Annotated in this window: 14 protein-coding genes; 13 read left to right on the top strand and 1 reads right to left on the bottom strand. The window is 70.5% G+C overall.

What is annotated here, in order from left to right:
- The first annotated feature begins 20 nt into the window (after window positions 1–20).
- The 12 genes from murD (at window position 21) to VN461_23745 (ending at window position 12,903) form a co-directional block, all read left to right on the top strand.
- Window positions 21–1,430: a UDP-N-acetylmuramoyl-L-alanine--D-glutamate ligase gene (gene murD, locus VN461_23800; GenBank protein HXB57806.1), complete on the top strand. Its 1,410-nt coding sequence runs from the start codon at window positions 21–23 to the stop codon at window positions 1,428–1,430.
- Window positions 1,423–2,514 carry a putative lipid II flippase FtsW gene (gene ftsW / locus VN461_23795; GenBank protein ID HXB57805.1) on the top strand — a complete coding sequence of 364 codons (1,092 nt, stop codon included), beginning with the start codon at window positions 1,423–1,425 and terminating at the stop codon, window positions 2,512–2,514. Before murD ends, ftsW begins: the two co-directional genes overlap by 8 nt.
- The gene (murG, locus tag VN461_23790; GenBank protein HXB57804.1) at window positions 2,515–3,582 is read left to right on the top strand and encodes an undecaprenyldiphospho-muramoylpentapeptide beta-N-acetylglucosaminyltransferase; all 1,068 of its coding nucleotides are present in this window, start codon (window positions 2,515–2,517) and stop codon (window positions 3,580–3,582) included.
- A gap of 96 nt (window positions 3,583–3,678) precedes the next feature.
- The gene (gene murC, locus VN461_23785) at window positions 3,679–5,052 is read left to right on the top strand and encodes a UDP-N-acetylmuramate--L-alanine ligase (GenBank protein ID HXB57803.1); all 1,374 of its coding nucleotides are present in this window, start codon (window positions 3,679–3,681) and stop codon (window positions 5,050–5,052) included.
- A 4-nt stretch (window positions 5,053–5,056) separates the two neighbouring features.
- The gene (gene murB / locus VN461_23780; protein HXB57802.1) at window positions 5,057–5,959 is read left to right on the top strand and encodes a UDP-N-acetylmuramate dehydrogenase; all 903 of its coding nucleotides are present in this window, start codon (window positions 5,057–5,059) and stop codon (window positions 5,957–5,959) included.
- Window positions 5,952–6,887, top strand: coding sequence for an FtsQ-type POTRA domain-containing protein (locus VN461_23775; protein ID HXB57801.1), 936 nt, complete (start codon window positions 5,952–5,954; stop codon window positions 6,885–6,887). The genes murB and VN461_23775 overlap by 8 nt, the downstream gene beginning before the upstream one ends.
- Before the next feature lie 2 nt (window positions 6,888–6,889).
- Window positions 6,890–8,140 (top strand): cell division protein FtsA, encoded by a 1,251-nt coding sequence (ftsA, locus tag VN461_23770; GenBank protein ID HXB57800.1) that lies wholly within the window; start codon window positions 6,890–6,892, stop codon window positions 8,138–8,140.
- A gap of 92 nt (window positions 8,141–8,232) precedes the next feature.
- Window positions 8,233–8,442, top strand: a complete 210-nt coding sequence (locus VN461_23765) for a hypothetical protein (protein HXB57799.1) — start codon at window positions 8,233–8,235, stop codon at window positions 8,440–8,442.
- A 3-nt stretch (window positions 8,443–8,445) separates the two neighbouring features.
- On the top strand, window positions 8,446–9,642 hold the full coding sequence (gene ftsZ, locus VN461_23760) for a cell division protein FtsZ (protein ID HXB57798.1): 1,197 nt from the start codon (window positions 8,446–8,448) through the stop codon (window positions 9,640–9,642).
- 46 nt (window positions 9,643–9,688) lie between these two features.
- The gene (locus VN461_23755) at window positions 9,689–10,537 is read left to right on the top strand and encodes a phosphatase PAP2 family protein (GenBank protein ID HXB57797.1); all 849 of its coding nucleotides are present in this window, start codon (window positions 9,689–9,691) and stop codon (window positions 10,535–10,537) included.
- 69 nt (window positions 10,538–10,606) lie between these two features.
- Window positions 10,607–11,737 (top strand): serine hydrolase, encoded by a 1,131-nt coding sequence (locus VN461_23750; protein HXB57796.1) that lies wholly within the window; start codon window positions 10,607–10,609, stop codon window positions 11,735–11,737.
- An 86-nt stretch (window positions 11,738–11,823) separates the two neighbouring features.
- Entirely contained in the window at window positions 11,824–12,903 is a 1,080-nt protein-coding gene (locus VN461_23745) for an acetamidase/formamidase family protein (GenBank protein HXB57795.1), read from the top strand.
- A 33-nt stretch (window positions 12,904–12,936) separates the two neighbouring features.
- Here VN461_23745 and VN461_23740 read toward each other — a convergent pair whose 3' ends face one another.
- Complete coding sequence (locus VN461_23740) at window positions 12,937–13,104, bottom strand: hypothetical protein (GenBank protein ID HXB57794.1); 168 nt, start codon at window positions 13,102–13,104, stop codon at window positions 12,937–12,939.
- Window positions 13,105–13,328: 224 nt separating this feature from the next.
- On the opposite strand from VN461_23740, the gene VN461_23735 reads away from it, so the two are divergent.
- A complete protein-coding gene (locus VN461_23735) occupies window positions 13,329–13,916 on the top strand; it encodes a hypothetical protein (protein ID HXB57793.1) in 588 nt (195 codons plus the stop codon).
- Window positions 13,917–14,029: the final 113 nt, after the last annotated feature.

Genomic DNA, 14,029 nt, shown 5'->3' with positions numbered 1-14,029 from the left:
CACGACGGCATGAGGACGCCATGGCTGTGGAGGGGAAACCCATCGTGGTGGTCGGGCTGGCGCGGTCGGGTATCGCGGCCGCGGAGTTCCTCGCGCGGCGGGGGGAGGCGGTGGTGGCTACGGACCTCCGTGAGGCGGGGCAGCTTCCGGCGGAGGCCGTGAGGCTCGCGGCCCGGGGCGTGCGCCTGGAGCTGGGTGGCCACCACCCGGAAACATTCGCGGGGGCCGCCCAAGTGGTGGTGTCTCCGGGGGTGCCCTGGGAGGCGTCCGCGCTCCGAACCGCCCGGGCCGCAGGGGTGCCCGTGATCGGAGAGGTGGAGCTCGCCTTCCGCCACCTCCAGGGGCGGGTAGCGGCGGTGACCGGGACCAAGGGGAAATCCACGACCACCGCTGCCCTGGGGGCGATGCTGAAGGAAGCGGGGGGCGACGTGAGGGTGGGCGGCAACATCGGGGAGGCCTTGATCGGCCTCGTGGAGGGCTCGACCGCGGACACCGTGTTTGCGGTCGAGGTCTCGAGCTTCCAGCTGGAAGGGGTCGAAAGCTTCCGCCCCCGGGTGGCCGTCTTCCTGAACATCTCCCCCGATCACCTGGATCGGCACCCGTCGTTCGAGGCCTACGCGGAGGCCAAGGCGAGGATCTTCGCCAAGCAGACGGCGGAGGACTGGGCGGTGGTGAACGCGGACGATGCGGCGGTCCTCGGCCTGGCCAAGAAGGGCCGAGCGAGGGTGCTGCCCTTCCATCCCCGGAACGAGCCTGCCTCCGCCGTGGGTCGACCGGACGCCGCGTTTTTCGCCGGGGGCGAGGCGCGCCTCGCCCGTGGAGGGGTCGCGGAGACTCTCTTCCCCCGGTCCGCGGTCCGTCTGCGCGGGGCGCACCTCATGGCCGACCTCCTGGCCGCCGCGGCCGCCGCCCGCCTCATGGGGGCGAGCCCCGAGGCCATCACCCGGGCCGTAACCGGCTTCCTCGGCCTCGAGCACGTGCTCGAGCCCGTGGCCACCGTCCGGGGCGTGGACTTCTTCAACGACTCGAAGGCCACCAACGTGGACGCGGCGCGCCGGAGCCTGGAGGCCTTCTCCGGACCGGTGCTGATGATCCTGGGCGGCCGCTACAAGGGGGGGGACTTCGCCGAGCTCGGGCCCGGGCTGCGCGAGCGGGGCAAGCGCGTCCTGGCCATCGGCGAGGCGCGGGAACGCATCGTGTCCGCCCTGGGGGGGAGCGTGCCCGTCGTTCCCTGCGCCAGCCTGGTCGAGGCGGTGGAGCTGGCCTTTAGGGCCGCCCGCCCCGGAGACACCGTTCTCCTGGCCCCGGCGTGCTCTTCCTTCGACATGTTCACGGACTACGCCGACCGCGGGCGACAGTTCAAGGAGGAGGTGGGTCGGCTGGCCGCGCGGGAGGGGGCGGGCGGAAGGGGGCCCTCGGAAGATGGCTAAGAAGCTCTCCTCCGACCTCACCCTCTTTGCCGTGACCGCCGCCCTCCTCGGGCTCGGCCTGGTCATGGTGTGGAGCGCGTCCTCCGCCCTCGCCCAGGAGCGGCATGGCAGCGCCTACTACTTCCTGTTCAAGCAGGTGGTGTGGGCCACCCTCGGCCTCGCGGTCATGGTGGCGGCCCTGCGCATCGACTACCGCAAGCTTCGCCGGCCGACCGTCGTCTACACGGTGGTGGCAGGCACTACGCTCCTCCTGATCCTGGTCCTCTTCCTGCGCCCCGTGAACGAGACCCACCGCTGGATCCGCCTGGGGAGCCTGTCCTTCCAGCCCGCGGAGATGGCCAAGCTGGCCGTCATCCTCTTCCTGGCCTACCACATCGAACGGCGGGGAGAGCGGGTGAACGAGTTCCTGCCCGCGCTCTTCCCCGCTCTTCTCCTCCTGGGCTGGTTCGCCTTCCTCGTCTACATCCAGCCCGACCTGGGGAGCGCGGCCACCCTTGTCCTGACCGGTGGAGTGATGCTCTTCCTGGCTGGGGTCCGGCTCCGCTACTTCGCGGCCCTAGCCGTGCCCGGGCTGGGGCTCCTCTACCACCTGGTCATGGGCGCCGCCTACCGCCGCGACCGCATCGAGGCCTTCCTGAACCCCTGGTCCGACGCCCGCGGCACCGGCTACCAGATCATCCAGAGCCTGATCGCGGTGGGCACGGGGGGTGTGACCGGAGTGGGCCTCATGGAGGGGCGCCAGAAGCTGTTCTACCTTCCCTATCCGTACAGCGATTTCATCTACGCGGTGATCGGGGAAGAGCTCGGCCTGCTGGGGGCGGCGGCGGTGGTGATGGCCTTCGTGCTCGTGCTGTGGCGGGGGCTGCGCGCGGCCTGGAAGGCCCCCGACGCCTTCGGGACCTTCCTGGCCGCGGGCCTCACGGTGGGGATCGTGCTCCAGGGCTTCATCAACATCAGCGTGGTGCTGGGCCTCCTCCCCACCAAGGGGATCCCCCTGCCCTTCATCAGCGCGGGGGGCTCGTCGCTCGTGTTCACCCTCCTCGCGGTGGGGCTGGTTCTGAACGTGTCTCAACATGCGGACTGAATGGCGCGGACGATACTCATCGCGGCGGGCGGCACCGGGGGCCACCTCTTCCCCGGGATCGCGGTGGCGGCGGAGCTTTCCCGCCGCTCGCCCCAGACCCGGATCGTCTTTGCGGGAACGCCCCGTGGGCTCGAGACCCGCCTCGTGCCCGCGGCCGGCCACGAGCTCGTGCTCCTGCCCATCCTGCCCCTCAACCGCGTGGGTCTCTTTCCCTTCCTGCGGGGCCTGCTCGCCCTGCCCTACGGCCTGCTGCGCTCCGCGGCCCTCGTCCGGCGCCTCCGCCCCGCGGCCGTCCTCGGGGTGGGCGGGTACGCGGGGGGGCCGGTCGTGCTGGCCGCGGCTCTCCTGGGAGTGCGCACGGTGATCCTCGAGCCCAACGCGAAGCCGGGCTTCACCAACCGCGTCCTGCGCCCGCTGGTGACGCGGGTGGCCTGCGCGTGGGAGGAGGCCCGTCGCGAGTTCGGGGGGAAGGGCGTGATCACCGGCAACCCGGTGCGGGCGGGCTTCGCGCCGCGCCCGCCCCGGCGCCACGCGCCCCCCTTCACGGTCCTCGCCTTCGGGGGGAGCCAGGGGTCGGCCGTCCTGAACCGCGCGCTCCTGGCCGCCCTGCCCCACCTGCCGGGGTCGGAGCGGCTCCGTCTCGTCCACCAGACGGGGGAGGCCATGCGGGGGGAGGTCCTGGCCGGCTACCGCGCCGCGGGGCGACCGGACGAGGTGCTGGCCTTCGTGGACGACATGGAGCGCCGGCTCCAGGAGGCGGACCTCGTGCTCGCGCGGAGCGGGGCTACGACCTGCGCCGAGCTCCTGGCCGCGGGGAAGGCCGCCCTCCTCGTCCCCTTCGCGCGTGCCGCCGGCGACCACCAGCGGGAGAACGCCCGCGCCCTCCAGGCGGCGGGGGCGGCGGCGGTGATGGAGGAGGGGGAGCTCTCGGGGGAGGCCCTGGCCCGCGCCCTAAGGGGACTGCTCGAGAGCCCGGGGACGATCGAGGCCATGGAGGAGGCGGCGCGCCGCCGCGGTCGGCCGGACGCGGCCGCCCGGGTGGCGGACCTGCTAGATGGCTTGGCATGAGCGAGGGACGAGGACGCGGGAGAGGGAGCTCCGGGCTCCTGGGCCCGGCCGGCGCGCGCGGGCGGGTGTCTCCCTCTTTCCCGGCGGGAGCCGAGAGTGCTTAGGAGGATCCAGCACATCCACTTCGTGGGGATCGGGGGCTCGGGCATGAGCGGGATTGCGGAGGTGCTGCTCAACCTCGGCTACACCGTGACCGGGTCCGACCTCCGGCGCTCCGCGATCACCGACCGGCTGGCCGCGCTGGGAGCGCGGGTCGCCGTCGGCCACGACGCCGCCCACCTGAAGGGGGCCCACGTGGTGGTCACCTCCACCGCCGTCCGCAGCGACAACCCGGAGGTGCTGGAGGCGCGGCGGGTGGGCGTTCCTGTCATCCCGCGGGCGGAGATGCTGGCCGAACTGATGCGGCTCAAGTACGGAGTGGTGGTGGCGGGGAGCCACGGCAAGACCACCACCACCTCGATGGTGGCCCTCGTCCTCGACCGGGGCGGCCTCGACCCCACCGTGGTCCTGGGGGGACGGCTGGGCGTGCTCGGCTCGGGGGCCCGGCTGGGCAAGGGCGACTTCGTGGTGGCGGAGGCCGACGAGTCCGACCGCTCCTTCCTCAAGCTCTCGCCAACGGTGGCGGTCGTGACCAACATCGACCGCGAGCACCTCGACGTCTATCGGGACCTCAGCGATCTCCAGGAGGCCTTCATCGGCTTCGTGAACAAGGTCCCCTTCTACGGGGTAGCCGTGCTCTGCCTGGACGACGGGCCCGTGCAGGACATCCTGCCCCGGGTGGAGCGCCGGGTCCTCACCTACGGACTCTCCCCCCAGGCCCACGTTTCCGCCCGCGATCTCAAGGTGGGCCCCGAGGGCTCCGCCTACACCGCCACCCTCGGGGGCCAGGCCCTGGGGCCGATCCGGCTCGCGGTGCCAGGGGCCCACAACGCCCAGAACTCGCTGGCCGCGGTGGCGGTCGGCTCCGACCTCGGCGTCCCCTTCGAAAAAGTACGCGCGGCTCTGGAGGGCTTCACGGGTGTCGACCGGCGCTTCCAGGTGCGGGGCGAGGCGGGCGGCATCACGGTCGTGGACGACTACGGCCACCACCCCACGGAGATCCGCGCCACCCTCGAGACCCTGCGCCTCCGGGCGGGGTCGCGGCGGACGCTCGTGCTCTTCCAGCCCCACCGCTTCACCCGCACCCAGGCCCTCTGGGACGACTTCTGCCGCGCCTTCCACCTGGCGGACGCCCTCCTCTTGACCGATGTCTATGGGGCGGGGGAGGAGGAGATCCCAGGGATCACGGCCGAGGCCCTGGCCCAGGCCATCGCGGAGCGGGGCCACCGCCATGCCGTTTACGCGGGGGACCTGAAGGCGGCCACCGAGCGGCTGGCCGCGGAAGCGCGGGCGGGGGACGTGGTCCTGACCCTGGGGGCGGGAAGCGTGTGGTCGGCGGGGGAAGAGCTGCTGCGGAGGCAGGGGGCGTGAGCGCATGGATCCCCGCGTGACGCCGGCGCTCGCGGAGGCGGGGGTGCCCTTCCGCGAGCAGGAGCCCTTCTCCCGCCACACCTCCATGGGGGTGGGCGGTCCGGCGGCGGTGATGGCTTTTCCCCGCTCGCCCGAGGAGCTCCGGAAAACCCTGGCCCTCCGCGGCGAGCTCGCCGTGCCCCACCGCATCCTGGGCGGGGGATCGAACCTGGTGGTGGTGGACGAGGGCCTGGACGAGCTGATCGTGAACACCGAGGAGATGCGTCGGGTGGAGATCGGAGAGAACGGAGAGGTGACGGCGGCGGCGGGGGCGGGCGTGATCTTCACCGTGGTCCAGTGCTGCCGCGCCGGATGGCGGGGCCTGGAGAGCGCGGTCGGCATCCCGGGCTCGATCGGGGGGGCCGCGGTCATGAACGCGGGGGCTTACGGCTTCTCGATCAGCGACGTCCTCAAGGAGATCCTGGTCTACGACGAGGACGGCTCCCCCGCCCGGCCCCCCGAGGGCTGGCGCTTCCACTACCGCGGGTCCTCCATCCCCGAGGGCTCCGCGGTGGCCTCCCTGACCGTGCGGCTCTCCCCGGAGGACCCCGCGCTTCTGGAGAAGGAGACCCGGGAGCTCACGCGGCAGCGTACGGAGAGCCAGCCCGGCGGGCGCAACGCGGGCTGCGTATTCAAGAACCCGCCCGGGGGCCACGCGGGCAAGATCATCGATGCCCTGGGCCTCAAGGGCACCCGCAAGGGGGGGGCGGTCCTGAGCCCGCGGCACGCGAACTTCGTGGTCAACGACCAGAACGCGCGCGCGGCGGACGTGCTCGCTCTTCTCGAGGTCGTCCACGAGAGGGTGGAGCGGGAGGCGGGCGTCAACCTCGAGCTCGAGGTCAAGGTCTGGAGGCCCCGCCATGGCTAGGCGCGGCCTGCCCTTCGAGCTTCCCCTGGAGGCCATGGCCGATCTTCCCTTGAACCCCGTCCCCTTGGGCCCCGCGGATGACCCGCCCTTCCTCCGTCCCCGGACCAGGACGCGGGTGCGGCGCACCCGGCGGGGCTTCACGGCCCGCGCCATCCTGATCCTGCAGCTTCTGGCCGCCCTTCTCGTCACCCTAGCCGCCCTCTGGACGGGCTACGCCAAGGTGATGGCCAGCGAGCGGCTGCGCGTGGGCCGGGTGGAAGTCCGGGGGAGCCACTTCCTCTCCGAGGGGGAGGTGCGCGAGCTGCTCGGCCCCGCGGTGGGGGAGAACATCCTCGGCCTCAACATCGAGGCCCTGAAGACCCGGCTGCGCGCCTCGCCCTGGGTGGCCGACGCCACCGTCGGCCGCACCCTGCCCGACACCCTCAAGGTGGAGATCCGCGAGCGGGTCCCCCTGGCCCTGGCGGAGGTGGAGCGGCTCTACCTCATGGACGGCGACGGCGCCCTCATCGACGTCTACGGTCCCCGCACCGCCGCTTTCGACCTCCCCATCGTGCGCGGCCTGGGCGGGGTGGAGGGCGAGGACCGTCGGGAACGCGCGCAGCGGGCGGGGACCCTGCTGCGCGACCTCGGAGAGCTCTCCGCGGAGGTGTCGGAGGTGTTCGTGGACGGCGCGGGGGACATGAGGGTCGTGCTCAAGGGGGCGGGCGAGGTGCTGCTCATGGGGTCCCCGCCCTACCGCCGGCGCTTCCTCACTTTTCTCGGTCTCCGGCGGGACCTCGCGGAGAGGGCCCCCGGGACCGCCGCATTCGACCTGCGCTTCCGCGGCCGCATTTATGCGCGGCCCCTGGAAACCGTCCCCCCCGTTCCGGCCGCCGGGGGACCGCCCCCCCGGGCGGCGAAGGCACGCCCAAGGGAGAGAGGGAACTAGCTTTGGCCAAGAAAAAGGACCGTTACATCGTGGGCCTGGACATCGGGACCCACAAGATCTGCGCCATCGTGGCCGAGATCACGGAAGAGGGCCGCCTGGACGTGATCGGAATCGGCCAGACGGAGTCCAAGGGCCTTCGCAAAGGGGTGGTCATCAACCTCGAGGCCACCGTGGACTCCATCAAGCGCGTCCTCGAGGAGGCGGAGCTCATGGCGGGGGTGGAGATCGGCTCCGCCTACGTGGGGATCGCGGGGACCCACATCCGCGGCTTCAATTCCCGGGGGGTGATCGCGGTCTCCAGCAAGAACCGGGTCATCGAGCGGGAGGACGTGCACCGGGCCATCGAGGCGGCCAAGGCCGTCTCCATTCCCCTGGACCGCGAGATCCTCCACGTGCTGCCCCAGGAGTTCGTGGTGGACGACCAGGACGGCATCGGGGACCCCACGGGCATGACCGGGACCCGGCTGGAGGTCAACGTCCACATCATCACCTGCTCCTCCACCGCCGCCCAGAACACCGTGACCTGCGTGAACCGGGCCGGGCTGGAGGTGATCGACACCGTCCTCACCCAGATCTCGGCCGCGGAGGCCTGCCTCACCCCCGACGAGAAGGAGCTGGGGGTGGCCCTGGTGGACATCGGGGGCGGCACCACCGACCTCGCCATCTTCGAGAAGGGCTCGCTCTGGCACACCGCGGTCCTGCAGGTGGGGGGCGAGCACTTCACCAACGACGTGGCGGTGGCCCTGCGCACCCCCGTCAACGAGGCGGAGAAGATCAAGAAGAAGCACGGCTGCGCTCTCACCTCCATGGTCCCGGAGGAGGACTCGATCGAGGTGCCGAGCGTGGGGGGCCGCAAGCCCCGGATCATGGCCCGCCAGGTGCTAGGGGACGTGGTCCAGGCCCGGGCGGAGGAGATCTGCCAGCTCGTCCTCACCGAGATCAGGAGGGCCGGCTTCGACCGCAGCCTGAACAGCGGGGTCGTGCTCACGGGGGGGGGCAGCATCCTGGAAGGGATGCCGGAAATCGCGGAGCAGATCTTCGACATGCCCGTGCGGAGGGGCACCCCGGCCGGGATCGGGGGCCTGGTCGACGTGGTGGCCAGCCCCGTCTACTCCACCGCGGTGGGGCTGGTGCTTTGCGGATATCGCAACCGGGCCGGCCGAGCCCTGGGGACCACGCGGCAACAGGCGGCGACGGGGACCTTCGGCAAGGTGACCGGGCGCCTCATGGGCTGGTTGTCGGACTTTTTCTGAGGGGATCTTCCCGGCCCCGCGAGCGCGGGACGACCGGGGGAAGGCGACGGGCCGGCCAGGAGGGCCGGCCGGGCAGAACCAAGGAGGTGGCCATGGACGTCAAGAGCGAAGGCGCGGCCTTTCCGCCTGTGCCCATCACCGAGAGCCGTTCCCGAGAGGTCGTCCGCCGGGGCGGGGGCTTCGCCCTGCGCGACCCCGGAGACCTGCCCTGCGAGATGTGTGGCGCCTTCGTCGTCGCCTATCACTGCAAGCGGATCTGCCTGCGCTGCGGGTTCATGACCGGTTGCTCGGAAGGGATTTGAGCTATGACCAAGCATAACGATGCGCCGGGCCGCATCACCTTCGCGGACGAGGAGATGAGCGGGGCCCGGATAAAGGTGGTGGGGGTGGGGGGGGGAGGCGGCAACGCGATCGCCCGCATGATCGCCTCCGGGCTCCAGGGGATCGAGTTCATCGCCGTGAACACCGACCTCCAGGCCCTGCGCGCGAACCGCGCTCCGGTGAAGATCCAGATCGGGGCCAAGGTCACCAAGGGGCTGGGGGCGGGAGCCAACCCTGACATCGGCCGCCAGGCCGCGGTGGAGGACACGGAGAAGATCTGCGACGCCCTGGAGGGCGCGGACATGGTCTTCATCACCACCGGGCTCGGGGGGGGAACGGGCACGGGTGCGGCCCCCGTGGTCGCCTCCATCGCCGGCCAGCTGGGGGGGGAGACCGGCAGCGTCCTCACGGTGGCGGTGGTGACCCTTCCCTTCGGCCTGGAGGGGAAGCGGCGCATGAGCCAGGCCATGGATGGCCTGGTCCAGCTGCGCGAATGCGTCGACTCCGTGATCGCCATCCCCAACGACCGCCTCCTCCAGACGGTGGCCCGCAACACCCCCGTCTCCGAGGCCTTCCGCGTGGCCGACGACGTCCTCCGGCAGGCGGTGCAGGGGATCAGCGACATCATCACCGTGCCTGGCCAGATCAACCTGGACTTCGCGGATGTGCGCGCGGTCATGAAGGGCATGGGCCAGGCCGTGATGGGCACCGGGATCGGCCAGGGCGAGAACCGGGCGGTGGAGGCCGCCCAGCGCGCGATCTCGAACCCCCTCCTGGAGGACAGCTCGATCGAGGGCGCCAAGGGCATCATCGTCAACATCACGGGGGGTTCCGATCTCTCCTTGGCGGAGGCGGCGGAAGCCACCTCCCTCATCACCAAGGTCGCGGACCCGGAGGCCAACGTCATTTACGGGATCGTGACCGACGAGTCCATGGGCAACGCGGTCAAGGTCACGGTGATCGCGACCGGCTTCACGCGCGGCCCGCGCAAAGCGGTCCCCACCCCCGTGGACCTCACCAACTACATGGGCTCCCAGACCGCGATGCCGCACTCCTCGGCGGAGGCGGGGGGCAGCTTCTACCGCAAGACGCCCAACAACCCCAAGGCGGCGGTGGCGGGAGGGAGGGTGGACCTGGACGTGCCCGCCTTCCTGCGCAAGCAAGGGGGTGGAAGCGACTAGTGTCGGCGTCTATAATCGGCACCTTGCCCCGGGCGTGGAGGTGCCGTTGGGATCAGGCCGACCGCAGCGGACCCTAGTCGCCTTCGCCCTGGTCACCCTGGCCCTCCCCTTCCGGGCCCGGGCCCAAGAGGCGCCGGCCGCGCCCCCCGAGGCCCCGGCCCGCCCCGCCGAGGCCGCGGCCTCCCCCGCCGTCGACCGGCCCCATCCCGACGACGGGCGCCGCACCGGCGCGCGCTTCCTCGCGAACTTCGGGCGCGACACGGTGGGCGTCTTCTCCTCCGACAACCTGGTCCCCTTCCTGGTGAGCGCGGGCGTGAGCGGCGGGGGGGCCCTCTTCGACAACAACGTGCAGAACTACTTCGCGGCCCAAAGGCGAGCCCAATGGCTCGGTAACGCTGGCGACCGGCTGGGTCAGGCCTACGTCATCGGACCGCTCGCGGCCGCGCTGTTCGGCGCGGGCCGTCTGGCCAGAGATCAGCGCTTCCGCGATGCGACCTACGACATAGCCGAGGTCACCCTCGTCGCCGTCACCTACACCACCGCCCTCAAGTATGCGACGCAGCGCCCCCGGCCGGACGGCTCCGACAAGCTCTCCTTTCCCTCCGGACACACCTCGAACGCGTTCGCCTGGGCCACGGTGGGCGCTCACTACTACGGCTGGAAGCTGGGCGTGCCGGGCTACCTTTTGGCCGGGCTCATCGGCGTGTCGCGCATGGAGATCAGGGCGCACCACCTCTCCGACGTCCTGGCCGGGGCCGGGATTGGCTACATCGTGGGCCGCACCGCCGTTCGCCGGGACGGCGAGCCCCTCCCGGGCAAGCCCCGCGTCCGTTTGGCCCCCGGGCTCGACCCGCAGGGGTCGGGCGCCGGCCTCGTCTTAACCGTAACCTTCTGAGCGTCGGGTGCGTCCAATCCGCCACCGGGCGCGTCCCGGAGGGCCGTGACCGGCGAGGGGGTCTGATTCATGAATGCCTGGGTCAGTCGCGTTTTGCCCGGTGTGATGGCGGTGGCCGTGCTCGGGTCTCATCTCTGGGCGCCCGAGGCGGAAGCCCGGCCGGCGGAGAGGGCGGACGACGGATGGGCCACTGCGGACCCGGGGCTCCTGAAGCTGAACGCTTCCCGTCTCCAGGCCCTGGACGCCGCCATCCGCTCCGAGGGATTCAAGAAGATCACGAGCGTCCTGGTCGCGCGCCACGGAAAGCTGGCTTTCGAGGCGTATGTCGACTCGAACGCGACCGCCCTCCAGAACACAAGGTCCGCCACCAAGACGGTGACGGGAATGCTGGCGGGGATCGCCATCGACAAGGGCCTCCTGAAGGGGGTGGGGGAGCCCGTCCTCCCCTTCTTCCCCGACAAGCGCCCCCTCCAGAACCCCGATCCCCGCAAGGAGCAGATCACGGTCGAGGACCTGCTCACCATGAGTTCGCTTTTGGAGTGCAACGACTGGAACGATTTCTCCCGCGGGAACGAGGAGCGAATGTACCTCATCGAGGACTGGCTCCAGTTCACCCTCGACCTCCCGATCCGGGGATTCATGTCGGGACAGGGGCCGAAGGACTCCCCCTTTGGGCGCAGCTTCAGCTATTGCACGGCCGGCGTCTTCACGCTCGGACAGGTGGTCGCGCGCGCCAGCGGCCAGCCCGTGAATGCCTTCGCGGACAAGGTCCTCTTCTCTCCGCTCGGCATAGAGCGCGCGGAGTGGCCGTTCTCCCCCCTGGGCCTCGCCCAGACCGGAGGCGGCCTCCGCCTGCGGAGCCGCGACCTCTTGAAGCTGGTGCAGCTCTATCTTGACCGCGGAGTCTGGAACGGCGCCCGCATCGTGCCCGAGGCCTGGGTCGGGGCCTCCACGAAGCCCCACGCCCGGATCGACGAGGAGACCAACTACGGCTACCTGTGGTGGCTGCGGTCGCTGAAGTCGGGGGACAAGGCATACCCCGCCTACATGATGGCCGGCAACGGCGGCAACAAAGTGGTCGCCATCCCGGCGCTGGACCTCACGGCCGTGATCACCAGCACCAACTACAACACCAAGGGCATGCACGAACAAACGGACAAGATCCTGACCGAGTACATCCTGCCCGCCGTCGAGCCCTAGCCCACGCCCCGCTCTCCGCCCCGCGCGCCGGGACCGCCCGGGGTCCCGTGCTAGAATCCGCCATTCTTCTGAACAAGGAGGCGGCGATGCGGCGCTTCGTCCTGGTGTCAGCTCTCCTCGTTGGTGTGCTGGCCGTGGGCAGACCCGGCGGGGCTCAGCCCGCGGCTCCGGGCGGCAAGCATCATGTCCTGGCCGCGACCAAGGAGAACGTGCAGTGGGGCTGGCTGGATCCGACCGAGAAGCCCAAGCTCACGGTCGACTCCGGGGACACGGTCTCGGTGGAGACGCTCTACCACTCGCTGGACCAGCTACAGCCCGACACGCCGATGGCGGAGATCGTCCGCCTGCGCCTGGCCAATCCCGGCGGGGGCCCGCATTCGGTGACGGGGCCGATCTTCGTCAACGGCGCCGAGCCCGGCGATACCCTCGAGATCCGGATCCGGAAGATCACGCCCAAGCCCTCGGGGTTCAATTTCCACTTGCCGGGAGCGCAATTCCCCACCATTGGCATGCTCGCCCCTGAGTTTCCGGACGGCTTCGTTCGCTACTACAAGCTCGACCTTGCCAAGATGCAGACCGAATTCAAGCCCGGCGTGATGCTCGACCTCAAGCCTTTCCCGGGGATCGTGGCCGTGGGCGTGGACCCGAACGAGCCGAAGGAGAGGGCAGGGCCGCCCATCCACGACGCCAAAGGGCGCACGAGCACGCTGCGGCCCTGGAAAAACGGCTCCAACCTGGATCTGAACGAACTGCAGGCCGGCTCGTCCTTCTTTGTGCCCGTTTTCCAGAAGGGCGGGCTGATTTGGATCGGCGACGCGCACTGCCGGCAGGGCAATGGTGAGGTCAATCTCACCGCCCTGGAGTGCGCTTACAAGGAGATCGAGATCCAACCCGTGGTCCGGAAGGACCTCAAGATCGAGTGGCCGCGGGCGGAGACGAAGACCCACTGGATCTTGATGGCCTTCGACGAGGACCTGAACGAAGCCATGAAGATCGCGGTGCGGAACACGGTGGACTTCCTGGCTTCCCAGAAGCTCGTGCCCATGAGCCGCGACGAGGCCTACGCGCTGACCTCCATGGTCGCCGACTGCCGCGTCACCCAGGTCGTGGACATCCGTAAGGGAGTCCACTGCATGGTGCCCAAGTCCGTCTTCGCCAAGGAGTAGGGCCACCGGCGGTTGGCATTCAGTTTCGGCGCTCTAGCTCAGCCCCTGGGCGTACAACTCTGAGAGGATACGCCGGAGGCGGTAGACGTAGAAGCGGCCGTCGGGCGTCGGTAGGACGTCCCGGATCCGCTGAGCCAACCCGGCGGGGTCGCTGGGTGTGATCCCCTTCCAGAGCCACCGCTGCCCGGTCAGGATGTCCACCTTGAAGACACGGGCCGGCAGCTCTCCCCGGTGGACATGAAGAAAGATCGGTTGTCGGCCGTGAAACGCGCGGGAACGTCTCCGGGCTCGGTTCCGGGAATGCTCCTCATGCTGGGTCTCGGGGTACGCCTCGCCAAGGCTGGACCCGACCGAGAACCGTGACTCAGGACACACTACCGAACAATCGACTCGCCAAGCACCCTCCGGGCGTCGCATACTTGAGCGTGCGCGTTTGTTCCCGGGGCTCGTGGATTCTGGTCGCGGGCGCTTGTCTGGGCGGCCTGGCCGCCTGCCACACCGGCCCCCCGAGTGCGCCCACGCCCACTCCCCCTCCCACGACTCTCGTGCCGGCGACGCTGGCCGATCTCTCCGCCTCCGCGGCGTCGCCCCAGGCCGGGCAGCAAATCAGTTGCAAGATGGACGTGATCGCCCAGGTGACGCTGGTGAATCACTCGGCCACCGGCGCCGTGAGCGTGACCGGCGTCCGCAAGACAACCCAGGGCCTTTCGGGGGGCTGCTCGGTGGGGTCGAGCTCATTCACCTACGGAACCGCCCCCATCGGGGTCGGCCCGGGCGAGACGGTAGTGGTGATGAACCGGGCTCTCTACAGCGGCGGCTCCGGCTGCTGCTCGACCGCGAGCGCGTGCGACGGCAGCAACACCTGCGGGATCCAGGAAAGCTTCACCGCGCTCACCACGGTGGGCGAGGTTGCCGCGGGGAGCTTTTCCTACCAAGTGAACTTCCTTAACTGCACCATGTGCGCGGCGACGATGGCGGCGGCCGGGATACGCTGTCCGCCCCCTGCGCACTGACCCAAAGGGCGTACCCGGTACGCAGCCAGGAGTGGCGACGCTCAGCGATCCCTAGCGGAGCGCTTCCGGCGCCATTGGCCAAACTGACCCACGACCGCTGGCCCGGTCGTTTC

The organism is Vicinamibacteria bacterium (genome assembly GCA_035570235.1).
In the GTDB taxonomy this organism is placed as follows: Bacteria; Acidobacteriota; Vicinamibacteria; order Fen-336; family Fen-336; genus DATMML01.
This window is presented reverse-complemented; position numbering and strand designations above follow the sequence as displayed.